This is a genomic window from Bacteroidota bacterium, assembly GCA_016722565.1.
Lineage (GTDB): Bacteria > Bacteroidota > Bacteroidia > 2-12-FULL-35-15 > 2-12-FULL-35-15 > 2-12-FULL-35-15.
The window spans coordinates 218,327-243,842 of record JADKIU010000001.1 but is presented as its reverse complement, the minus strand read 5'-3'; the positions used below and the strand labels follow the sequence as shown (position 1 = coordinate 243,842).

Here is a 25,516-nt window from a genome sequence, read left to right as displayed (position 1 = left end):
GAATGCCCAATAAGTACCATTAACAAACCGATTCCACGCATCACATCAAGACCAAAATTCCGATGCTCTATTTCGGAAAGATTGGAAAAATAATAAAATTGACTTTTAATGCGTTGTATCATTTCATTCGATAAAATAGTTCATCTCCATCCCAATTTCCTCCCTTACAGAAAAAGGAACCTTAAGAGCATTTATATTCATAATACTATCAATATAATATCTATGATAAAGCTCTGTGCCTATATAAGGGAATTCATGACAGGTGTGTGCATTCATTTTTTTAATAATTGCAAGCTGTTCATTATTCATTTCAGGAAACTCATTTCGAATTCGCTCTGTATTCGGTTCCATAAAACTAATATAAAGTAATTCCAAATAGGTGTGATCTTGCAATTTGGTGTAATCAATCTCCGTATGAAGTGTTTTTCTGTAATTACTTAATTTGTTTTGCAATTGTTGTTGCAGTCGTCCAAACTCTTCATTACTCATCATCGATGGTATAGCAACATTTTCTTTAAACAGTGGTTGTATCATAAGTTCATGACACCAGATACATTTGCTAGGTTTTCCTGCCTCTCCATGCGACTGAGGGGAAGAAGGAATAAGATTTCCTTGGCGGTTATAAACAGCAAACCTCAGTTGTCCATTTGGCATTATGTCCATTGTTTCATAAGCTTGAGGATCAAAAGTACTTTCTTGCAAAGACCCACCCCCTTCAACAGCAACAAAAGCCGTGTTTAAAATTTTTTTATTCGCTTTTATCCTGATTAGTCTATCATGGTGGGAGACCATTGACTTTGTAACACCAAAATTCTTAGCATCCCCCATTTTGTAGTGCTTATTGAACTCCGTCAATGAATTAAACACGCCTGTAATCTTATAATAATGCCAGGAAGAGTGCAAGGTTAATACAAAAAAGCGCGATAAATCAATTGAGTTATTTTTCCGGTATGAATCTGTTTTTTTTATACTATCACAGATTACAGCAAGTGCTTGTTTTGCATTTTCCGAAAACCCTAATTCATCTATTTTAATTTCAAATAGACTACTGTCTTTTGTTAGAATAGCTTTGTCATAACACCCTTTCGGTAAATGTGCTCCTAAAAAAGAGAATGACCACAACATTCCTGTTCTAACATTACCATAACTTTCTTTAGGATAGGCTTTATTCCATTTTAACCTAATCGATATTTTAGAAGTCGGTTCATTTGAATTTCCATCACTTGATTGAAAAACAATTGCAGCAAATAAAATAAATACGATGATAAGGACTGCTTTGCTATTATTTCCTAACCGTTTCCTTTTATACGTAAACATCAAACTAGTGAATCAATTTTTGATACTCCTTTTTCTGAACTTTAAACAAATTATACAACCCTGGTCCTCTGTTATAGTCTGACAAAACGACTACAGTATCTCCAAAGCAACCGATCAATTTAATTTGAGTTCCATCCTTCAAAAATAAACTTGTTTTGTAAATTTCGCTTAAATAATCACTGCAATTATCTTTTAGATTGGAGTCAATTAAAACCTTTTCATTGTATCCACTGTAATTATAAAAAACATAACTCAGCTGCGCATTTGAAATTGTTGCATCTACAATAAAATGTTCGTTCAAGACTTTCGGTTGATAATATAAAAACGTTGGCCGTTGATTTGATACAGCAATTTTAACAATTGAAAGAACTGTAAACACGGATAAAACAAGCCAAGAATCCATTGAAATTCGAAGAACCCAATCTTCGGAAATTAATACTAAGAATAGGCCGAAAAACAAATACAATTTATAATGTGCTAATAGTGGTCCAACATCATCCATCATCCGAGGGGGCAGAAAACAAATAAGTGCTAATAGAATATAAAACAAAGATGACTTCCTTTCTTGGTTGAATAAAATCGCAGGGAACATAATAAGCAAAGAGTAAGTGGATGTATAACCAGAAATAATATTCATTAACACAATAAGCACAATAAATGCATTTGATTTTGAAATTTTCTCTGAATTTAAGGATTGCAATGTCACAAGTAATACAATCCCACATATGATGGCATTTATTAAGCCAATCATTGAAGCTGTTAACGATGTGTAAACAGAAGGATTTAATATTTCATCATAGAGAAAACAGTCTCTCAATATGGTGATCACATTATGATAAGAAGAAGAAAAAGGATCGTTTACATAACCATCCAATAATTTCGGGAGAATATACTTGAAAAAATTATACATTGTTTCTTCCCCGACAACAAACCATGAAAAAACAAATATAACGACACAATACCCTAACGTATAGAAAACAATACGATACTGCTTTTTTAAAAAATAGTAGAGCAAAAAAACAATTGGAGTAATTTTTATTGATATGCTGATTGATAATAAAATTGCCGTGAGGTGCATCCATCTGTTGGAGGCATGGATCAAAACAAGAAACACAGTAGCAATGTAGAGGTAGGTTTGGCCAAAAAGTAAATTATAATACAATGGTATTATAAAAAAAAGGAGCAAAATCCATTTGTGATTTAGTATTAGTTTCCCTTTGGTTTGCAATAAAAAAATAACAAAAGAAAAAATACAAACTCCAAGGATGTTAAAGATAAACTTTGAAAGATAAGGGTTGTCGATCAAAGAAAAAGGGGTATAAAATAAAAGGGATTGCGGTGGGACGCTGGTGTGGCTCAAAAACAAGCCTTGAAATCCTTCATTAATAACGTTTTTATTGAATGATGCAACGTCATAAATTTCACTCCAAACATTTTGACCGCTCATTAATATTTTGGAACCAAAATAATAATTTGAAAAATCACTTAGGGGTTTGTTATAGCAATAAAGAGAAATAATCAATCCAATGACAAAAATGGAAAATGGGAAAAATTTATCCAGTCTATTCGTTACTATTTTCAAGATACTCGTTTTTATGGTAGCAAATATAGAATTAAACAATCAAACTTTCCATCTGCAAATCCCTACTATCAGAAAACAAAAAACGCCCCTGAAATGATCAGGGGCGTTTAAAATAAATTAAATCAAATCTTAATACACAATGATCTTTTTAATTACATCGTGTTTATCGTTTGTTAAAGTGATGGTATAAACACCTTTTCCGTATTCAACGACACTGAATTGTTTTTTATAAATGCCTGAATAATCTTTCAGTTCTTCTCTATAAATCAACTGTCCAAGTGCATTTGTCAATTCCATTTTATAATTTGATTTTTCAATCGCATTGAATGAAATATTGAAATTTCCATCGTTCGGATTTGGATAGATGCTTAAGCCGTATTGGTTGTTTGCATCCTCAATTCCTACATTGATAATAACTTCAGGAGCTGAAGCTACCGAAGAACAAGGACCGTTTGTTACGATTACCGTATACGTTCCATTTACTGTGAATGTATAGTTTTGGTTTGTCGCACCTACGATCAACGTTCCATTTAAGTACCATTGATTTCCTGTTGGCGAACTGGATGTTAATGTTGTTCCAGAAACAGTAATCGTTGGTGTTGCAGGCGTTGGATTAACAACCATTGTAATGCCTGTGCTTGTTGCTGTAAGCGGACTTGCACAGGTTGCATTCGATGTTACGATACAGGTTACAATATCACCATTTGCTAAAGCAGATGAAGTATAGGTTATTCCGCCTGTTCCTACGTTGCTTCCATTCACTTGCCATTGATACGTTGGTGTTGTTCCGCCATTGGTTGGAGTAGCCGTAAATGTAACTGCATCACCAGAACAAATTGCACCACTCGGACTTGCAACAATACTTACTGCAGGAACAACAGTTGGGTTAACCGTCATTGTTATTCCACTAGAAGTTGCTGTAGGTGTTGAAGGACATGTTGCAGTAGATGTTAAAATACATGTTACAATATCACCATTAATCAAGGCTGCACTTGAATAGGTTGTTCCACCTGTTCCAACGTTACTGCCATTTACTTGCCATTGGTAAGTAGGAGTTGTTCCACCATTAGTAGGCGTAGCAGTGAATGTAACAGATGTTCCTGTACAAATTGCACCAGCCGGACTCGCAACAACACTAACAGAAGGAACAACAGTTGGATTAACCGTCATTGTAATTGCATTGGATGTCGCTGTTGTTGGTGTTGCACAAGACGAACTGGAGTTTAAAATACACGTTACGATGTCCCCACTTGCAAGTGTTGAGCTTGTATAAATTGTTCCACCGGTTCCAACGTTGCTACCATTTACTTGCCATTGATACGTTGGGGTAGTTCCACCTCCACCTGCAGTGGCAGTGAAAGTAACAGATGTTCCGGCACAAACAGCACCAGACGGACTCGCAACAATTGCATTGGTTGGCACAACACTACCACTTACGGCTACCGTTGTTGTTCCGGCAACACTTGTACATCCGGCAACTGTAACTGTTACGCTATACGTTCCAGCCATCGCTAGCGTTGCAGATGGACGAGAAGGATCTTCAGTTGTAGAAGTAAATGTTGCAGGACCTGTCCATGCATATGTTGCACCTGCAACGGTATTAGACGTTAATAAAATGGTTGAGCCAGTACATACAGGAGAGTTACTTCCAGCGGTAGGAGCAGCAGGGATTGGATTCACAACAATGGTAACTGTACCAGCCAAACTCGAGCAGCCACCATTCGTTACTGTTAATGAATAGGTTCCGCCCATTACGGTAGTTGCTCCAGTAATTGCAGGAGGATTTCTAACTGCTGCTGCATAATTGTTCGGGCCCGTCCAGCTGTAGGTATAACCGGCTCCAAGATTTGGAGTTGTTAAGGTAATTGTTCCACCTGCACAGATTGCAGCTGGTGTTGTGCTTCCATTTATACTAGGAACAGGAGTTGAAGGCAATGCATTTACAACAACGGTTGTAGTTGCCACAGCACTGGTACAACCGCCTACTGTTACTGTTAAACTGTATGTTCCTGCCATTGCAAGTGTTGCGGATGGACGAGTTGGGTCTTCTAGTGAAGAAGCAAACGCAGCTGGACCAGTCCATGCATACGTTGCACCCGCAATGGTATTGGATGTTAAACTGATGGTTTGACCAACACAATCCGGAGTGCTGCTACCCACTGTTGGTGTGGCAGGAGCTGTATTTACTGCAACTGTTGTTGTTCCAGGCAAGCTGGTACAGCCACCAACTGTAACGGTAACACTATATGTTCCGGCCATAGCCGCTGTAGCGGATGGACGAGATGGATCTTCCAAAGTAGAAGTGAATGTACTTGGACCTGTCCAAGCATACGTTGCACCTGCAATGGTATTAGACGTTAATAAAATTGTTGAACCCACACAAACAGGGGAATTACTTCCTGCTGTTGGAGCTGCCGGCAAGGCATTTACAACAACTGTTGTAGTTGCTACTGCACTGGCACAACCACCCACGGTTACGGTTAAACTATACGTTCCGGCCATAACAAGTGTTGCTGATGGAATGGTAGGATCTTCTAAGGCAGATGTGAATCCACCCGGACCAGTCCATGCATACGTTGCACCCGCAATGGTATTAGATGTTAAACTGATTGTTTGACCAACACAATCCGGAGTACTGCTACCAACAGTAGGTGTTGCAGGAGCTGCATTCACAGCAACCGTGGTGGTTGCTGCTGCACTGGTACATCCGCCTACGGTAACTGTTAAGCTATACGTTCCAGCCATACCTGCTGTTGCAGAAGCGATACTTGGATCTTCAAGTGCGGATGTAAATCCACCCGGTCCGGTCCAGCTATAAGTTGCACCAGCAACAGTATTCGATGTCAATAAAATAGTTGAGCCAACACAAACAGGGGTATTGCTACCGGCTGTAGGTGCTGCAGGACCAGCAGTTACAGCTACCGTTGTTGTAGCTACTGCGCTGGTACATCCGCCAACGGTCACTGTTAAACTGTATGTTCCGGCCATACCTGCTGTTGCAGATGTTCGAGAAGGGTCTTCTAATGCAGAAGTAAATGCAGCAGGACCTGTCCATGCATACGTTGCACCCGCTACAGTGTTGGATGTCAACAAAATGGTTGAACCAACACAAACAGGGGTATTACTTCCGGCTGTAGGAGTTGCCGGTAAAGCATTTACAGCCACCGAAGTGGTTGCTACAGCACTTGTACAGCCACCAACAGTAACTGTCAGACTATATGTTCCAGCCATGGCAAGTGTAGCAGTCGGACGAGACGGATCTTCCAATGCGGAGGTAAATGCACTCGGACCTGTCCATGCATACGTTGCGCCTGCGATGGTATTTGAAGTCAACAAGATTGTAGACCCAACACAAACTGGCGTGTTACTACCGATTGTTGGTGTTGCAGGTAAAGCATTTACAGTCATTGTAATGGCATTAGATGTAGCCGGACTCCCCACAACTCCGCCTAAACTAGAAGTCATGATGCAGGTTACGATATTCCCATTCGCTAATGTTGTTGTTGTAAATGTTGATGAGGTTGCACCACCCACATTCACACCATTGATTTGCCATTGATAGGTTGGTGTTGCACCACCATTGGTTGGTGTAGCTGTAAATGTTGCAGAAGCACCGGCACACATTGGATTTGTTCCGGCAGTTTGTGCGATTGAAACACTTGCAACCGGAGCACCGGCACCTGTAATATTAATATTATCTAAGTACAACATTTGTCCCCAGCCCGATTTGTTTTGGAATTTCACCATCACATTTGCTTGTCCGGCATAAGGCGTCATACTTACTGTTTCTGTTCTCCATTGTGCTGCAGTAGGAACGAATACCGATGCATTGTTATCTGGAGCTGTTGCTAAAAGCGTTGACCCTTTTGCATATACTCTCGACCAAGTAGAACCGCAATTCGTAGAAACATAAACAATCAATGAATCGAAGAAGGTTGCATCATAGCGACAATAAGCAACATCAAATGTCATTGTAGCAGAACTTACTCCGGTAAAATTGTATTTTGGTGTCCACAACTCGTCCACGGTTCCAGCAATTGTTGTTGCCGGTGTTAGGTTATCCATCACCGCACTGTTCGTACTTGTACCATAACCACCAACAGTTGTTGATTGCGCCCATGTCATATCAAGATCGGGGTTGCTTAAATACCATCCCGAAGGAACAAATGTTGCGCCTTGAAATCCTTCTACTAAAGGTAATGCGATAGGAGAAGAAACGGTAATGTAAGCGGTTTTTGTTTCTGTATCGCTACCATTTGCATTGGTTGCAACAAGCGTAACCGCATAGGTTCCGGGTGTGTTATAACAAATATTTGTTGGGTTTTGTATGGTAGATGTTCCTGGAGTTCCACCCGTGAATGTCCAACTCCATGAAGTAGGAGAACCAGATGAAATATCAGTAAAGTTGATGCAATCACCCACACAAATATTGGTTCTGTTAGCAGTAAAATCAGCAATTGGAGGAGATGTCCCCGGTGATGCTAAATCGGATTGCCAGATGCTACGCCCATATGTTGCTGCTCTTAATTTTAGAGCTGTATATTGAATTTCTAATTCTCTCACCGAAACGTTTGGTAAGCCTGTGTTATAAGGAGCCCAAGAACCGGAAGTATTATCGCGGTAATAAACACCAACATCGGTACCAACATAAAGAGGATCATTTACAGAGCTTCCTTGATAAACGATACAGTTTGCAGGAAGGTTTGGCAAACCAGTTGAGTAGTTCGTCCAGGTAACCCCAGCATCTGCCGTGTACCATACTTTGTTGGCAGCAGAATATCCGGAGAAGGTAACCCAAACTCTGTTTGCATTTAAAGGATCAACTGCAATATAAGAAATAGCTGCTGATGCTACAGGCAATCCCGCAGTTCTATCGACAAATGCTGCACCGGTTGTACAGGTATAAAATTTATTGATTTTAGCGGCATAGATATAATTGATGTTAGAGGCTGCATTTGCAAGTGCAATTACGTTTCCTGTTCCACCAGTAATAGTTCCGACTTGTGCCCATGTTGTTCCACTATTGGTACTTTTATAAACCTGCGCTTTTCCAACAAATAATGTTGCGGCATTACTTGGCGCCTCAATATATGGAGTTACCCAATCACCATCCGCATTTACTCCAGTTCCACCAGAAGCAACAATGTTTGTAGTCAGATTTCCTCCAGTTGTGGTTTTGTTGATTTCTCCATAATACAACTCACCGTATTGAACATTTGCATTGGACCAATCGATGATACACTCCATCCCATCTCCCCCTAATGGTCTTGTCCATGTAGGTGTTCCGCTCCATCTGTTGGTTCCGTTATCTTGCCAACCGGACAATAATAAATTTTGGTTAGTCGTAGATAATCCGATACGATAAATTTGAGAAATTTGTAATCCATTACTTAAATCTGTCCAAGCCGTTCCGCTGGTTGTTGTTCTAAACAATCCACCATCATTTCCGGAGAAGTAGGTTGTTCCACTTCCAGGTAGATATTCCAAAGCATGGATATCAGCATGTACATAAGGTGCACCTGTTCCTGTCCAATGCGCATTGATTGTCCAAGCGGTTCCGCCATTTGTTGAGCGCCAAATATTAACTCCGCCAACCAATACATGATCCGCATTTAAAGGAGAAACGGCCAATGATAAATCGTACCAACCTTGTCCACCGGCATCAGAACCCGTACTGTTATAACCCAACACATTTGGAGTAGTAGAGCGTGTAGTAAACGTTGCACCATTATCTGTAGAGCGGTATAATCCTTGAAAGCCGTAAGCTGTATTAGCAGCCAAAACATATACGTAGGCTGAGTTTGCAGCAGTAACAGCAACCGACAAACGAGAAACTGCACCTGTAGCAGGCAAGCCTGTGGATGTGGTTACAAAGGTTGTTCCGGCAGTAGTAGATCTATAAAACTGAGTAGTAGACGTTGCATAAACAATTGTTGTATCACCGGGGCGGTACTCAATGTCTTTCATATTCGCCACTGCGGAAGCAATTTGTGTCCATGTAGCTCCAGCATTGCGTGTGCGATACACACCATTGCTTGTTGCAGCAAAAAGGGTATTTGGGTTTTGTGGGTTTATTAATAATCGACTGATCGTTCTACCTTGTGTAATTAACCATGATAAACCGGTTGGCACCCATGTGGTTCCGCCATCAGTTGTTTTCAAAACTCCGATAGAGTAAGTGTCTTGCGCTTCACCATCACCAGTTGCCAAATATTGAATCAATGGGTTGGTTGGGTGAATTGCTAAATCGGTTGTTCCGATAACAGCTAACTGGTCGGTTTGTGTGGTCCAGGTTGTTCCGCTGTTGGTAGATTTCCAAAGTCCACCGCCCGGTGAACCCACATAAATAGTTGTAGAAGCTGTTGGGTCAAAACGAACAAAGTTTACACGACCGGCTCCACCTCCACCGGAAGGAATACTGGTAGTAGGACCCAAAAGTGTCCAGTTTGCAGCCATCGTTGTTGGTGTGCTCGGTCCGGCAGCTCTTGTTCCTCCAGCGGCACCTGCATAATAATTATCTAGATATTCATTCCATGCATTCGTCATTACCGAACGATCACCAGAAGGATATAAACGTTGTTCCATGTAATTTTCCCAACGCTTATAGGCTTTCCAGCCTCCAGTCATTTTTCCTTTTTCTAACGCATCAGGAACTGGAGTAGCGGTTGTAGAAACACCACCTTTATTGGGAATAAAAGGTGTTGGTGTTGCAGGCAATTTTGCTCTGCCGGCAGCTTTGAGTTTTTCGTTCTGTTTAAACTTCGACTCGTAGTCTTTATAATAATCGTTGAAGGCTTGTTGAACGTCATAAAAATTCACGTTCGGATCTTGCATTTTTTCTACCCAGGTTTGGGAAAACGCTGTATTTACGGACATTGCAAGCACAGCCAATGAAGAAAAAAGTATTCTTTTTTTCATTTTAATTTAGTTTAGAGAGATTTTACTTTAACGAACATAGTCGATAATTTTCATAAAAACAAGTATTTAAACTGGTTTTAGATGAACCATTATTAAAAAGCGGTTAAACTTTTTTTGACTAGAACCAAATGTATATCCAGAGGCTGCTGATTGCAAACCCAAAATGAACAAATTATTTGAAGTCGATGCCACTTTCTATAACCAAACCAATTGCTATGAAAGGAAAACAGGACAAATCGCCAACACCTTTTTTTATTTTTATGAACTTGTGAATAAGCCAACTAAAAAATAAGTTTAACAATTGTATGTTCATTACTTTATCACAAAGCGATAAAATAGCCGTTTTTGTTTTATAGTTTTATGGCGAAACTAAACCGCTTTTCTCGAGTATAACCACAGAGGTCATATTGAAAATGTATAGTTTGTCGAATATCAACCTATAAAATCGTTCTGTTTATGGTGAAAGAGAAAAAAATTTTCGTTCTTGATACGTCTGTCATTATCTACGACCACATGGCCGCTAAAAGTTTCAAAGAACATGATGTGGTGATTCCAATTACCGTGTTAGAAGAATTGGACAACTTCAAAAAAGGTAACGACACAAAAAATTACGCAGCACGAGAATTTACTCGATACATCGATAAAATTTCGAACGGCATTATCCTCCAAGATTGGATAAACATCAATGGCAAAGGCCATGGGATGATAAAAATTGAAATGCATCAGGATTCTAAAACCGATGCAGAGCGCGTTTTTGGTGAACGCAAAGCAGATCATCGCATTTTAAATACTGCTTTATTTGTTTCGGAACAATACCCGAACAGAAAAGTAGTGATGGTTACCAAAGACATCAATCTTCGTATTAAAGCAAAGTCTCTCGGACTCATTGCAGAAGATTATGAAACAGGAAAAATCAAAGATGTTAACGAACAACTGTATACCGGAAGAAGTGAAATTCAAAAGGTATCTACAGAAGTGATCAATGAAATTTACGAAAAAGGGTTTTGTGATCCGAGCGCATTGCTAAAGAAAAACAAACCGGCATCTAACCATTTTTATGTTCTAAAAAACGGAACAAAATCTGTCCTTGCATCTTATAATCCAAGTAAGGATACATTGGAGCGTGTTAAAAAAGTAACTGCATTCGGAGTGAATCCACGCAATGCCGAACAAGCATTTGCATTGGATGCAATTATGAATCCAGAAATAAAATTGGTTTCCATTCAAGGTGTTGCTGGTACAGGAAAAACATTATTATCCTTAGCCGGAGCATTAGAGCAACGCAGAACATTTCACCAAATTTATTTGGCGCGCCCAATTGTTCCTTTGAGCAATAAAGACATTGGATATTTACCGGGTGATATTAAATCGAAGCTGAATCCTTATATGGAGCCGTTGTGGGACAATTTGAAATTTATCAAAAATCAGTTTACTGAAAAAGATAAAGAGTTCAAACAAATTACCGAGATGGTAGAACATGAGAAGTTGATTGTTTGTCCGCTTGCCTACATCCGTGGAAGAAGTTTATCCGATGTGTTTTTTATTGTAGATGAGGCGCAAAACCTAACGCCACATGAAGTAAAAACAATTATTTCACGTGCTGGAGAAAACACCAAGATGATTTTCACCGGTGATATTCACCAAATTGATACTCCGTATTTGGATACACAAAGTAATGGCTTGTCGTACTTGATTGATAAATTGAAAAATCAATCATTGTATGCACACATTACGTTGGAAAAAGGTGAACGTTCAGAATTGGCCAATTTGGCAAATGAGTTTTTGTAAAGGCCACAGATTACACAGATTTTCACTAATATTTTTTTAAAGCCCTGCTTCGAAATTAGCAGGGCTTTAAATGTTATAAAATACCAGTCCCAAAAACATCAATATCATAATTAGAATTATTAACGTTTTAGTTGTTGGCTCTTCACATTCGAACTTAAATCCCCAAAAACTTACTTTCACTATTTCTCTTTTTTTCATTTATCCGTTTTATATATTGTATTACTTTGTTGATTCATACTAATAAGTTAGAAAAAAGTCGCCTTGTCCCATTATTACACAAATTTAATCTTCGTTATTAAGGGTTTAGCCAAGTGGTACAACTTAAAATAAAAAGCCCCGAGAGAAACTCTCGGGGCTTTTACTTTATATGCGTTTTTAATTACTCTACAATCACAACCTTTTTTGTTTCCGTTCCACTTCCATTTGAAATCGTGAAGAAATAGTTTCCTGCAGAGAAGCTCGATTTATCAAAGCTTATCACGTGATAACCTTTTGATTGATTTTCATTTACAATTGTTTTAATCCATTTTCCTGTGATGTCAAACAGTTCAACTTTCACGTTTCCTTCTTCCGCAATTTGGTATTTTATTTCAGCTGTTTTTGAAATCGGGTTTGGAGATACAGAAAATTGAAATACATCTGTTGAAGATTCACTTATGGAAGTTGTTGTTCCAAAATAATAGTATGTTGTATTGTTACCGCTACCAGAATTAGGAACGCCCAACGTGTCAGTCAATACATTGTAAAAAAATATCTGCCGGGCTGCTCAATCCCAACCCTGTCCCTACTGCAGTTGTAGGTGTTGTAAAAGTATTGTTATAACGTGTAATTCGTGTTGGGCTCCAAGAAGACAAATAATAATTTCCTGCACCATCTTTTGTAATGCCGTCTACGCTGCTCAATCCTGAAGAAGCAACAAGTGTTGTAACACTCGAATCACTTAGGGAAACCGCTTTGATTGCACCCGTCCACTGCACAAATACACAGCGGTTGTTGGGTTGATCAAAAATAATTCCGTTGGGGCTCGACAATCCTGTAGAAACAAATGCATTGAATTGTCGTGTGTTGGTATTGAAGCGATAAATTTTGTTTCCGCTATAATCGGTAATGTATAAGTTTCCGGTTGCATCGTGTGTGATCCCATTCAAAAAACTTGCTCCTAAACTGGTAGAAAAAACCAATGCTGCTGTATTTATGTTGTAAGCTCTGATACTTCCACCTGCACAAGCATATAAGGTGTCATTTACAATCTCTAGTCCATGAGGACCGCCACCTGAAAATCCAGTGGAGGCAAAAATGGCCAAGGCACCTGTTGCACTGCTTCGAGTAAGAATATTATTCCCGCCATTGTTGGCGATGAACCAACGGTTGTTGGCATAATCAAATTCAATACTTTCGGGGCTGTTGTATGATTGTGCAAAAGCTGCCACAGTAAAACATACGGCAGAAAGGATAATAACTATTTTTTTCATCGTTGATTTTTAGCTTTTAGTGATTTTTTCCAATTCCATTCCACAAACGGAGCAGGTTCCCGGTTTGTCAAACACTTCCTCGGTGCATTTCATCGGACATTGGTATTGTTCTGCAGCAACTTCTGTAGGTGTTTCCGCTTTTTTGTCGGAACTTGAACAAGCAGCAAATGTAAGTGCTGTGATTGAAAATAGGACAAGGACAATTCTTTTCATTTGATAAATAAATTATTAATTATTCACTAAATTACATATTTTTATCAGCTAATGAAATAAAATTGAAACTAATAATTATATTTGTCGTTAACATACATTCAAAACATTTTTGTAGATAATGAAAAAATTAATCTTTTTACTTTTAGTGTGTTTCGGGTTAAGCACGGTTGGTTACTCTCAGGCCGCGGGAAAAGGTGGAGCGGAAAGAGGTTCGGAGTCGAAAGTAAAGCCGCGTGGACAAATGCGCCACTTTGAAAGACGGAAGAGAGACCCGAAGATGAAACACAACGGAACAGCTTACAACAGAAGAAAGAAAAAAGAATACAAAGTGGATGGTGATGGGTTTAGCAACTCTCCCGGAAAAGGAAAAAGAAGAAGAAAAAAATAATTCAATCCTATAAAAAAATCCCTACTCCTTTCGAGTGGGGATTTTTATTTTACTTTACAATTGTCACACTTCCTATGTAGCTGTGGTCGTTCCGTAGCAAATCTTTTGTAAATATCTTGTATACATAAACATCTTGCTGAACGATTTCACCAACACCTTTTACACGTCCGTTCCAGCCTTCGTTCATGTCTTCTGTCCTAAAAATTTCATTGCCCCATCGGTCGAAAATGAACATTTTAAATTCTAAAACTCCATACATTTTCGGTGCAAACACATCATTTAATCCATTGTTATTCGGAGTGAATGCATTCGGGATGTAGGTTGTTGTTTCCCCATAAATATGAATATCGTGTTCTGCTGTATCTGTACAACCATATTGATTGATTGCAATTTGGGTGATGGTATACGTTCCAGTATCAGGATAAACATGATACGGATTTTGATCGATGCTCGTTTCGTTGTCACCTAAGTTCCAATCCCAGAGCGTTGCACCGGAAGACAAATCGGTAAGCTGAATGTTTGGTTCATAGATAGATGCTTGCCATGGACTTGCTGAAAACTCCGCAACGGGAACCGGATAAACTACAATTGGGAAATTGAGTGTATCGCTCATCACACAACCATAGGAAGAGGTTACTGTTAATCCAACATAATAGTTTCCGGCCACATCGTAGGTATGAATTGGGTTTTGAGAGAATGTAAAATTTCCATCGCCAAAGTCCCATAACCAATTAACAATCGTACCACCGCTGACCGTTGTATTGTCTGTAAATTGAGTTGTAAATTCCACACAACCACTTGTAGCTGCTGGGCCAAAATCAAAAACAGGAAGAGGATGTGTTGTTACAATTTGTGTAACAGTATCCACACAACCGTAACTGGTCACAATGGCCAATGTCACATTAAATGTATTTGTTGTTGTTCCTAAAACATGATCCGGATTATAGATTGTAGACGTACTTCCATCACCAAAATCCCACCATGTGGAAACGATAACGCCATCAGTAGTGGTAGAGGTATTTACAAAAGTGGTGGTATCACCCCAACAAACAACATTGCTGGTAAAGGATGCATTCGGTTGTCCGTAAACGGTTATCAATTGATTTGTTGTATCTGCACAACCAGCAGCAGTATTCACAATTAATGTAACGTTATACGCCCCGTTTGTTGCATATGGATGTGTAGGATTTTGAAGCGCGCTGGTTGTCGCATCACCAAAATCCCAATCCCATGCTGTTACACCACCGGTTGAACTATCAGTAAAAATACTTGGCTGAATTTGGCATGTGTTAGCGGATGTAAAGCTTGCCACCGGCAATGGGTTGACAACAATGGTATCTATAGCTGTGCTTGCACAACCGCCATCCGAAATAACCACATGTGTGATGATATAAGTTCCAGGTGTTGTGTATACATGCGTGGTGTTTAATGTGTTTGCAATAGGAGAGCCGTCACCAAAATCCCAGGTATCCGACAAAATAAATCCAGATGTAATTACAGAGTTATCGTTAATGGCAACCAATTCATTTACACATGCACTGTTGTTTGCTGCAATATCTGCCTGTACATCACTTCTCACCACAACAATTTGGAAAGTTGCATCTGCACAACCTACTCCACTGGAAACGGATAAAGTAGTAATGAATGAACCTGCTGTTGCGTATACATGTGTTGTAACAGGACCGGTTGTGCTTGTTGTGCCGTCACCAAAATCCCAAGTCCACGCTGTTGGACTTCCTGTTGAAAGATCTGTAAAAGTGGTTGGCGTTCCAATACAAACGGTGTCGACAGAATAGTTTGCTACCGGCATTACATTCACTGTTATTGGCATTGTAAATGTGCTATCACAACCATTAATGTTTGCAACCGTTAACGAAACATTGTAAGTGCCTGCAGCAGCATAAATATAGTTCGGATTTTGTGATACGGAATTATTTCCATCACCAAAATCATAAAACCAGGATGCAATTGCAACGGCATCGGTTGATAAATCTGTAAACGATGTGATGGTTCCTTGACAGCTTACATTGGCTGTAAACAATGGTGTTGGAACGGTGTTTACAAGTATTGATTGTACAACTGTATCCAAACAACCGGATGCATTTCCAACAATTAAGGTCACATTATACGTTCCACCAAGTGAATAGATATGTGTTGGATTTTGTAAGTTGTTGATTGGTGAACCATCACCAAAATCCCAGCTCCAGTTTGTCATTAAAGGGCCAACGGTTGCATCAGTAAACAAAACGGATTGTCGTGCACATACTGTGCTAAATGTAAAATCAGCTTGTGGTTGTTGCAATACAGTTATTGTTTGCGAAGACGAATTGGTACAACCAAAACTGTTTGTAACAAGCAATGTTACAGTGTAATTCCCGGGGTTTGTATACGTATACGCTGGCGATTGATTTGTGTTTGCCGCAGTCGCATCACCAAAATCCCAACTCCACGAAACAGCAGCAGTAGATAAATCTGTAAAAACGGTTGGATAGGTATGGCATGCTGTTGTTGCCGTATACGATGAAACAGGATTCGGATTTACGATAATCGAATGCGTGATGGTATCAGTGCATCCAAACATATTTGTTACGATTAAAGTAACGTTGTATGTTGCTGCAGCAGGATAAATATGTGTTGGCGAATTGCTTGTACTTGTTATTCCATCACCAAAATCCCATGCCCAAGAAACTGCTGCTGTGGATTGATCTGTAAATGTTGTTATTGCTCCTTCGCAAACTGTATCAAAGACAAATGCTGATACTGGCAGTGGATTGACAATGGTACTAATTGTTATGGAGTCCTGACAACCAAATACGTTTTGTGTAAGCAATGCAACGGCATAGGTTCCTGCTGCTGCGTATACATGCGTTGGGTTCTGCAAGGCACTCGTATTTCCGTCTCCGAAATTCCAATTCCATTGTGTTGGAGAATTTGTGGTCAAATCTGTAAAGCTTGTTGAAACATTTAAACAAGGCGTAGTGCTTGTAAAATTTGGAACAGTAAGTGGAAAGGCAGTGACAGGAATGGTAAGCGCATTGGTACATCCTGTAGCGGCATATCCGACAGTGAGCGTAACATTATACGTTCCTGCAGTTGTATATACATGTGTTGGTGAAGGGTTGTTGGTGTTGTCAGAAAAGCCATCGCCAAAATTCCAAACAAATGTATCTGGTGTTCCAATGGATGTGCTGTTAAAAAACATGGTATCGTTCGTACAAACCGATGCAAAATTGAAGTTTGCTGTTGGAACAGGATTGACAGTAACCACATTTGTAATGGTATCCGAACAACCGCTTCCTCCGAAAGAAATTAATGTAACGTTAAATGTTCCGGCTGTCGCATATATATGCGTTGGATGCTGTGTATTGCTTATCGGAGAAGCATCACCAAAATTCCAAATCCAATTAATGGGAGTGCCGCTTGTTAAATCTGTAAACGCTGTTGGTTGACCCAAACAAACTGTTGTATTACTAAATGCAGCCACAGGAACAGCATTCACAACAACCGCTTGCGTGATTGAATGTGTACAACCAAAAACATTTGTCACCGTTAGTGTAACATTGTATGTTCCGTTAGACGGATATGTATGCGCTGGGTTGGCCGTTGCTACAATAGGAGAACCGTCTCCAAAGTTCCAGCTCCATGATACAATACTTCCAATGGATGTGTTTGTAAACTGTGTTGCAAAGCCTAAACATTCTGTTGTATTTGTAAATGCTGCAACAGGAACGGTATCTACCACAATTAATAATTGTGTGGTATCCAAACATCCGAATGCGGAAGATGCAATGAGTTGGGTTGTATAAGTATTTGGTATTGGAAACGTATGTGTTGGATTTGTTGTTGTACTTGTAGTTGCATCACCAAAACTCCATTGATATGTTGTTGCTCCGGTTGATGTATTAAAATAAGAAATGCTGGTGTTCGCACAAACAGTATCGTTGCTGACACTAAAATTAGCAACCGGATTCGCGTGAACTGTAATGGTTTGGGAAACACTATCCTGACAACCATTTGCAGCAGAAATTACTAATTGAACAACATACAAACTATCAATTGTTGTTGCAGTATATGTTTGTGATGGCGGATTAAAAAGTGTAGAAGTTGCACCATTATCAAACGTCCACAAATACGTATCACCGGCAGTAACACCGCTGGTATTATTAAACACGGTAGTAACCGGTGAGCATCCGGAAACGGGAGTTGCAGTAAAACTCGGAGTTGGTAATGGAGCTATGTTGATAAACGCTGTATCATTTGTAATACAGCCCAGCACATTCACAACTACATACACCAGTTGATTTCCGGAAGTATTAAAAGTAATAACCGGTGGGGAATAAAGTGTAGATGAGGCCGGTGTAGCACCGTTGAATGTCCAATTATAAGTCCCACCTAAAGTAGAATTGTTGTTAAATGTTACTTGCAAACCGGCACAACCGGCATTCACATCAGGAACAATATCTGCAATTGGCATCGGGTTTACTGTAACGATAACCGGTGTTAACGGACTAATACAACCTGATATGGTTGTTTGCACATAATACGTTGTTGTGGAGGTTAATATCGGAGTGGTGTAGGAAGCGCCTGTGTTTAATAGTGTTCCGGCAACCGGGGCATCAAACCATTCATATGTTCCCCCTGGAGCAGTGGCAGTAAGCGTTGCTGTGTTCCCTGTACAAATATTTATCGGGGTAACTGTAGGTGCCGCAGGAGTAGGAGTTACAATCACCGTAACAATTGTTCGCGGACTTGTACATCCGGCAACTGTTGTTTGAACAAAATAGGTCGTGGTAACCACTAGTGGCGGAGTGTTAAAAGAAGCTCCTGTTCCTAAAAGCGTTCCACCAACAGCCGCATTGTACCATTGATAGGAACCACCCGGAGCAGTTGCGGTGAGTGTTGCAGAATCGCCTGCACAAATGGTTGTTCCAATTGCTGTTGGCGCAACCGGTGTTGGGGTTACAACAACAGGAACTGTTGTCATTGGACTCACACAACCTAAAACTGTTGTTTGAACATAGTAGGTTGTTGAAGCTGCCAAAACTGGTGTGGTATAACTGGCGCCCGTTTGTAAAAGTGTTCCGGCAACCGGTGCCGAATACCATTGATAGGTTCCACCTGGAGCGGTAGCTGTTAATGTTGTATTTGTGCCCGAACAAATATTTGCACCCAATGCTGTTGGAGCCACCGGAATAGGGTTCACCACAACAATTGCAGAGGCGGTATCTGTTCCACAAAATCCGGTAACAGTTAACAACACATTGTATGTCCCGGCTGTAGGATACGTTTGTGCCGGAGGAGTTGCAGATGCGGATGTATTCCCGTTTCCAAATGTCCACGCATATGTTAACAATGTTCCTTGTGAGGCTTGTGTAAATGTAACACTGCCCCCTGCACAAATTGTAGAAACCAGTGGTGCAACGGTGGCGACTACTGGCGGATGTACCGTTATGGTAACGGTTGTATCGTCAACACCACAATGATTGGAAACTCTTAAGCGGATGGTATGCAATGCAACTGTTGTTCCTGCAGGCGCTGTAAATATTTGATTCGGTATCGTCACCGATGTATATGTCAATACACCATCAATAAACCATTGATAGGATAATGCACCACCGACAGAACTATTCGTTGTGGTTACCGTTAATGGAGAACAGCCAATCAATGGTGTTGCGGTCATGATTGCCGTTGGAATTGTATCCACCACAATCGTACGATACATAGTATCCGAACCACACGCGTTTCCTGACACCATCATGATGGTCCAGGTTCCTTGATAATACACTTGAGGTGGGGGAAATTTCACGCCACTTAATGTGTTTCCATTTCCAAAATCCCAATAAAAATTATTGATTGGAGAAGCGCCTGTGGTAGTGTTTCCAAAAGTTACTGTTTGTGGTGAGCAACCCAGTGCTGGTGTGGCAGTGAAATTAAGTATTGGTGGACCAACAATGGTGATAGGACCTACAGTTGAAGTAGAAGAGTTACAGCTATTGGACGCCACAACAGAAATAGTATACGAACCTCCAGTAGTATACACGTGACTTGGTGCAACAGGACTTGTTGTTGTCACAGATGGCGTTCCATCACCAAAATTCCAAACATATAAATTTGCATTTTGAGATGCATTAACGGGTGTTACGGTATGTGGCACACAACCTGAGAATTCGGCCAAAGGAACCACAAATGATGCAGAAACAAATTTATCAAAGACAACGGTGAGAGTTGTTGTTGTTGTACATCCGTTTGCACCAGTTGCTGTCATCGTAACGGTGAAAGTTCCGTAGGAACTATAAGTGTGCGTAAAACTTGCCAATGATGCAGTTGTGAAAACAGGACTTCCATCACCAAAGTTCCAACTATAGGAAACCGCACCAGTTGTGGTATTAAAAAACGTTACGACTTCTGAAGTGGTATTGTCAACAGGCGATAAACAATATTGTGTGTCGCCATCGCCATCGTCCCCTGAAATGGCTGCGACTGGGCGCGGCAACACGGTAACTGTTGTATTAAAAGTGCTGGCACAACCCGCTCCGTTTGTAACGGTTAATGTAACATTGTATGATCCGCCTGCTGCATAGACATGCGTTGGGCTTACTGCGGTTGATGTTCCTGCATCTCCAAAATTCCAGGCATAGGTTGTAAAGGCTCCGGTTCCAGTTGATGAATTCGTAAATACAATGGTTGTTCCCGCACATTGATTGTTGGGAGTAAATGTAAAATTGGCCACTGGAATCGGACGAATAATCACTTGTACAATCGCTGTATCTCTGCAGCCAGAAGGGCCATGTGCAATCATCATGTAATTGTATGTTCCGACTAGTGATATGGTAGAAGTATTGGGAGCAGACAATCCGCTGGAGGTGTCGAAAAATGTCCCATTCAAATACCAAAAGTAATTTGCTCCTGCCGCATCAACACCCGTACTCGTATTTGTAAAACTAATGACATTGGGTCCAGGACCGCAAATAAGAACTTGAGAAGTTGTGAAAGAGGTAACAATTCCCGGACAATCCGCTTTTGTTGTTTTAGATAAAAAAACAAAGGCAACAATACAAAGCAGTGTTGTTAGGGATTTAAGCCCTTCTGGGAGTATGTTTTTTGCTGTTGGGAGCATGCGCTATATTCAGATGTTTTTTATCGCTTTTTAGTTGCATTCAAAAGCGACAAAAAAACCTTTGTATCAATCTGTTAATGATTGATACAAAAGCATTATCAAATATAGAAATTTTATTGAATAAAAATAGTATTACTGAATGGCAAATTCAGCATTTATGACATAATTCAGTTTTATGGTTTTATCACCGATGGTATTGTCTGATCCACTCTCATCTCCACTTCCAATCATATAACGCGTTTGTACAAGCGAATTTGACATGCTTGAATAATTATTAATATAATCTCTTCCGTTGCGCGTTCCATCATCCACAGTAACAAAACCTGTCTTCTCTTCAACAAAGATCGCCTTTCCAGCTTTTTCACCAATCGCTTCCAGCAAATAATTTGCTTTCTCTCTTGCTGCCTTTATCGCTTTTATTTTGATTTCCTTTTTGTATTCATCCATTTTACTATGTGAATACTTACTTACAAAAGCTTTGCTTATTCCTAATGAATCCATTGCCGAATAAAGCATATAGACTTGTTGCGAATTTTTAAATTTAACATCATAACTTTTTGAAATTATTTCATCTTTGTTCTTGCGCTTCATGCTCAACACATATGCACTCATGTTGTCCATTTTGATATCTTTCTTGTCCGTAACTGTTACTTTTTCAATAAAGTTTACCAAATTTTTTTCCAGTTCCTCTATTGTAAATTTCTTTTTGTCTTTGGTATATTCTCTCAATGTAACCGACATGTATATTTCATCCGGAACGATTTCCATCTCTGCTGTTCCAATCACTTTGATACTGTGTTCCGTTTTGGTGTCTTGCGCTTTTGTAGTAAACGCCAATGCCGAAATTGCAACTAAAATTAGAATTGTTTTTTTACTCATGGCTATTATGTTTTTAAATGAATTCGTGAATACTTTATACTTCATATGTTTTAATTTTTCCATAGTTCAACGTTCAACATCGACTCTAAATTGTTTTCAATATTATCCGGCAATGCAGGAAAAAAGTTGATTTGAGTTAATCGTTCTACCGAATCAATGGTAACTGCAAAATCAAAAATGGATTCTTTGCTTCCTTCATTGGGCATCACAAAGGCAATAGCCTTCTTTTCCTCACCCTTTACATCCAAAATAATTTTATAGTAATATTTCGGGATGGCTACTTTATTTTTTTCTCCAATGGTTGGAAGTCCCTTCTCCAGAACACCGGCTGTAACGATATAAATTTCTTCTTCATTTTTAGCCCATTCGCGCACTTGTGTCTCCAACGTTTTCCATATGCCACGATTGAATTTGGGGGCTTGCGGACTCATATTACTCATAAAAAAAGATTCACTCATGGCAATTGGGCTCCAGCTCATATCACCAGCCGGACAAAGATGTCCTCGATCATAACCGGATTTTTTATAATCATCGGGGATAGCAGAACCTGTTTTTATAGATTTGTCTTCACGAAAATCATCTGTCCGCTCTTCCTCATTGTTGTTGCACATTCCAGCCGTTAAACGATACGCGACCCATTTTGCTTGTTCATAATTTTCATCATAACAGAGTGTATATCCCAGATGTTTTATCACTTGTTCCTTCTTCTTAAATTTCGGGTAAAATGTTTTTGAAAAATTTTTAATGCTATCTGAAAGAGCTACCTGAAAAGGCATAGACGAGGAGACGTTTTCCCCGGAATTTAAATTGCCGAAATAAGAAATAACCAAAAGTGGAAGGAAAATCCTTAAAAATAGCATACATTTACTTGTATAATTTCAGCTTAAAGATAGTTTAAAAAATGAAATCACTTTATTTCATCCGTCATGCAAAATCCGATTGGTCCATTAACCACCTCTCTGATATCGACCGCCCTTTAAATGAAAGAGGCTATAACGATGCGCAAAAGATGAGTCTGATTTTAAAAGAGAAAAAAATTATTCCGGATTTAATCATCAGTAGTCCTGCTATCAGAGCCATATCAACAGCATTAATTTTTTGCAGAAGTTTAAATTATGATCCGCAATCGATTCATATCACCCAAAAGCTCTATGATACTTCGGTTAAAGATTACTTACAAGTGATATCCAAATTAGAATCGAAACATGCAATAGTTTTATTGTTTGGGCACAACCCAACCATTACCAATACGGCCAATACATTGACCAATGCACTGGCGCAGGAAATGCCAACGTGTGGAATCGTTGGAATACAATCCGAAGCAAAAGATTGGGAAACATTTTCAAAAAAAAATAATGCATTAATTTTCTTTGATGTTCCCAAAAACCATCCCTAACGGGCGGTTAAAAAATTGTTAAGGTTGGGTTAAAACGCTTTTTGCATGCATTATTTTCACACATTTAACTATTATTAAAACATTAAATCATGAACAAAAAAGAACTCCGTAAAGAACTTGAGCTTACTTTGGTAAAAACAATTGAAGAAGTGTTAAGTAAAAAAAATGCTGAATCGGCAAAGAAAGTGCGTAAAACAACACATGACGCAAGTAAAACAATTGCTAAAAAGTTTTACAAAGCATTGAAAGAAAAAACAGTTACTAAACCTGCTGTAAAAACAAAAACAGCGGTGAAAACAAAAGCGAAAGTGGCTGCTCCCGTTAAGAAAACAAAAAGCAAAAAATAAATTTAGTACTTTTGTGATGTAATTTTTTGTGGTGTATGGCGAAGAAAAGTATTGTTTTAATCAATCGAGAATTAAGCTGGCTGGCCTTTAATGAAAGGGTTTTACAAGAAGCCGAAGATAAAACTGTTCCGTTGATTGAACGCCTGAAGTTTTTAGGAATCTATTCAAATAATCGGGATGAGTTTTTTCGGGTTCGGGTGGCAACACTTAAACGTGTTGTAAAGCACCAGAAAAAAGCCGAAGAGTTAATGGGTGAAAACCCTGTTCGTCTTTTAGATAAAATTCAAAAAGCGGTTATTACTCAACAAGAAAAGTTTGAACGCACGTATCAAGTTATTATCCGTGATTTAAAAAAGCACAACATTTCCATCATTAATGAAAAGCAATTGACTCCCATTCAAGGTGCTTTTGTTAAAGACTATTTTAGAGAAAAAGTAAAATCGTCACTTTTTCCAATCATGCTGGACAATACACCAGCATTTCCTTATTTAAAAGACCGTTTAGGTTACTTAATTATTAAACTAGGCAAAAATGATCTTTCCAAAAAAAGCAAATTTGCAATAGTAGAAGTACCAACAGATAACATTTCCCGTTTTTTGGTTTTACCGAAAAACAATGAAAATAGTTTTATTATTTTACTAGATGATGTCATTCGTTTTTGCTTAGAAGATGTATTTCAAAATTTTGAGTACGATTATATTGAAGCCTATAATATCAAGTTAACAAGAGATGCAGAAATTGATATTGATACAGACCTTTCTAAAAGTTTTGTAGAGAAAATTTCTAAGGGACTAAAAGCGCGTAAAAAGGGACAACCCGTTCGATTGGTATACGATAGTGCTATTAGTTCAGACATGTTAGATTTTATTATGAAAAAAATCAAACTTGGAAAAGAAGACAACCCTATTCCGGGAGGAAGATACCACAACTTTAAAGATTTTATCTCTTTCCCAAATGTTGGCCACCCCAATCTGAGCTACAAGAAAATTATTCCAATCAAACACCCTGATTTAATAGACCAGTCCTCTATTATTAAAATTATTAAAAAGAAAGATGTCCTCTTAACCTACCCATATCAGTCATTCGATCATATTATTGACTTGTTAAGAGAAGCCTCAATCGATCCAAAAGTACAAAGTATTAAGATTACGCTTTACCGAGTTGCAAAAAACTCAAACATCGTTAAAGCGCTAATCAACGCTCTAAAAAATGGGAAAGAGGTGACTGCAGTTATTGAATTACAAGCGCGCTTCGATGAAGAAGCAAACATTTACTGGTCTGATAAATTGCAGGAGGAGGGCGCTAATGTAATCTACGGTGTTCCTGGATTAAAAGTACATTCAAAAATGTTTTTAATAACCAGAAGAGAATCGGGTGTACTTAATCAATACGCTCATATTGGAACGGGTAATTTTAACGGTGATACATCCAAAGTATATACCGACCATACACTTCTTACTGCAAACAAAAACATAACGGACGAGGTTGAAAAAGTGTTCAATTTTTACTCGGATAATTTTAAAGGCGGAACCTACAAACATCTTTTGGTTTCACCATTTTTTATGCGTAAGCGTTTAGTGCAACTTATTAACAAAGAAATCCAGAATGCAAAAGCGAACAAGCCAGCGTCTATTGTCTTGAAATTAAACAACTTAGTAGATGCTGACATGATACGAAAACTTTATGATGCCAGCTCTGAGGGTGTAAAAATAAAGTTGATTGTACGAGGGATTTGCTCACTTGTAGCCGGGGTTAAAGGATTGAGTGAAAATATAGAAGCCATTAGTATTGTGGATAAATATTTGGAACATAGCCGAGTGTTCATATTTCATAACAATGGTGAAGAGAAATACTTTATATCTTCGGCAGACTGGATGACACGAAATTTAGATCATCGTTCGGAGGTTGCTGTTCCTATTTATGACAAAAATGTACAAAAAGAGTTGCGCAGCATCATTGATACATTATGGTCAGACAACACAAAGGCTCGAGTATTGGGCAGTCAGCAAAATAATGAATACCGTAAACCCCTAGGCAAGTTAAAGGTTCGTGCACAAGAGGAAATGTTTAATTTAATGAAATCGAAAAGAAACTAATAT

Annotated in this window: 14 protein-coding genes; 5 read left to right on the top strand and 9 right to left on the bottom strand. The window is 39.1% G+C overall.

Annotated elements, in window-relative coordinates; all coding sequences use genetic code 11:
- Positions 1-123: 123 nt before the first annotated feature.
- From IPP64_00915 to IPP64_00905, 3 genes are all read right to left on the bottom strand, one after another.
- Entirely contained in the window at positions 124-1,317 is a 1,194-nt protein-coding gene (locus tag IPP64_00915; protein MBL0327995.1) for a hypothetical protein, read from the bottom strand.
- 4 nt (positions 1,318-1,321) lie between these two features.
- Positions 1,322-2,764, bottom strand: coding sequence for a DUF2029 domain-containing protein (locus tag IPP64_00910; protein MBL0327994.1), 1,443 nt, complete (start codon positions 2,762-2,764; stop codon positions 1,322-1,324).
- Between the two features lie 264 nt (positions 2,765-3,028).
- Positions 3,029-9,817, bottom strand: a complete 6,789-nt coding sequence (locus IPP64_00905; GenBank protein ID MBL0327993.1) for a PKD domain-containing protein — start codon at positions 9,815-9,817, stop codon at positions 3,029-3,031.
- 456 nt (positions 9,818-10,273) lie between these two features.
- Between IPP64_00905 and IPP64_00900 the strand changes: the two genes are divergently transcribed.
- Positions 10,274-11,605, top strand: a complete 1,332-nt coding sequence (locus IPP64_00900; GenBank protein MBL0327992.1) for a PhoH family protein — start codon at positions 10,274-10,276, stop codon at positions 11,603-11,605.
- Positions 11,606-11,984: 379 nt separating this feature from the next.
- On the opposite strand, the gene IPP64_00895 is transcribed toward IPP64_00900, so the two are convergent.
- The 3 genes from IPP64_00895 to IPP64_00885 are packed head-to-tail and all read right to left on the bottom strand — an operon-like array spanning position 11,985 to position 13,290.
- On the bottom strand, positions 11,985-12,341 hold the full coding sequence (locus IPP64_00895) for a T9SS type A sorting domain-containing protein (protein MBL0327991.1): 357 nt from the start codon (positions 12,339-12,341) through the stop codon (positions 11,985-11,987).
- A complete protein-coding gene (locus IPP64_00890; protein ID MBL0327990.1) occupies positions 12,334-13,077 on the bottom strand; it encodes a hypothetical protein in 744 nt (247 codons plus the stop codon). Before IPP64_00890 ends, IPP64_00895 begins: the two co-directional genes overlap by 8 nt.
- Before the next feature lie 9 nt (positions 13,078-13,086).
- Positions 13,087-13,290 carry a hypothetical protein gene (locus tag IPP64_00885; GenBank protein MBL0327989.1) on the bottom strand — a complete coding sequence of 68 codons (204 nt, stop codon included), beginning with the start codon at positions 13,288-13,290 and terminating at the stop codon, positions 13,087-13,089.
- A 118-nt stretch (positions 13,291-13,408) separates the two neighbouring features.
- On the opposite strand from IPP64_00885, the gene IPP64_00880 reads away from it, so the two are divergent.
- Complete coding sequence (locus IPP64_00880; GenBank protein MBL0327988.1) at positions 13,409-13,678, top strand: hypothetical protein; 270 nt, start codon at positions 13,409-13,411, stop codon at positions 13,676-13,678.
- 49 nt (positions 13,679-13,727) lie between these two features.
- Here the strand turns inward: IPP64_00880 and IPP64_00875 are convergent, their stop codons facing one another.
- The 3 genes from IPP64_00875 to IPP64_00865 form a co-directional block, all read right to left on the bottom strand.
- On the bottom strand, positions 13,728-20,795 hold the full coding sequence (locus IPP64_00875) for a PKD domain-containing protein (GenBank protein ID MBL0327987.1): 7,068 nt from the start codon (positions 20,793-20,795) through the stop codon (positions 13,728-13,730).
- 132 nt (positions 20,796-20,927) lie between these two features.
- The gene (locus IPP64_00870; protein MBL0327986.1) at positions 20,928-21,674 is read right to left on the bottom strand and encodes an SIMPL domain-containing protein; all 747 of its coding nucleotides are present in this window, start codon (positions 21,672-21,674) and stop codon (positions 20,928-20,930) included.
- Between the two features lie 50 nt (positions 21,675-21,724).
- Positions 21,725-22,450 (bottom strand): DNA/RNA non-specific endonuclease, encoded by a 726-nt coding sequence (locus IPP64_00865; protein ID MBL0327985.1) that lies wholly within the window; start codon positions 22,448-22,450, stop codon positions 21,725-21,727.
- A 125-nt stretch (positions 22,451-22,575) separates the two neighbouring features.
- Here IPP64_00865 and IPP64_00860 point away from each other — a divergent pair, with 125 nt between their 5' ends.
- The 3 genes from IPP64_00860 to ppk1 all read left to right on the top strand — a co-directional run bounded on the left by IPP64_00860 (position 22,576) and on the right by ppk1 (position 25,513).
- Positions 22,576-23,070 carry a histidine phosphatase family protein gene (locus IPP64_00860; protein ID MBL0327984.1) on the top strand — a complete coding sequence of 165 codons (495 nt, stop codon included), beginning with the start codon at positions 22,576-22,578 and terminating at the stop codon, positions 23,068-23,070.
- An 89-nt stretch (positions 23,071-23,159) separates the two neighbouring features.
- A complete protein-coding gene (locus IPP64_00855; GenBank protein ID MBL0327983.1) occupies positions 23,160-23,417 on the top strand; it encodes a hypothetical protein in 258 nt (85 codons plus the stop codon).
- 35 nt (positions 23,418-23,452) lie between these two features.
- Positions 23,453-25,513, top strand: coding sequence for a polyphosphate kinase 1 (gene ppk1, locus IPP64_00850; protein MBL0327982.1), 2,061 nt, complete (start codon positions 23,453-23,455; stop codon positions 25,511-25,513).
- The last annotated feature ends 3 nt before the right edge of the window (positions 25,514-25,516 follow it).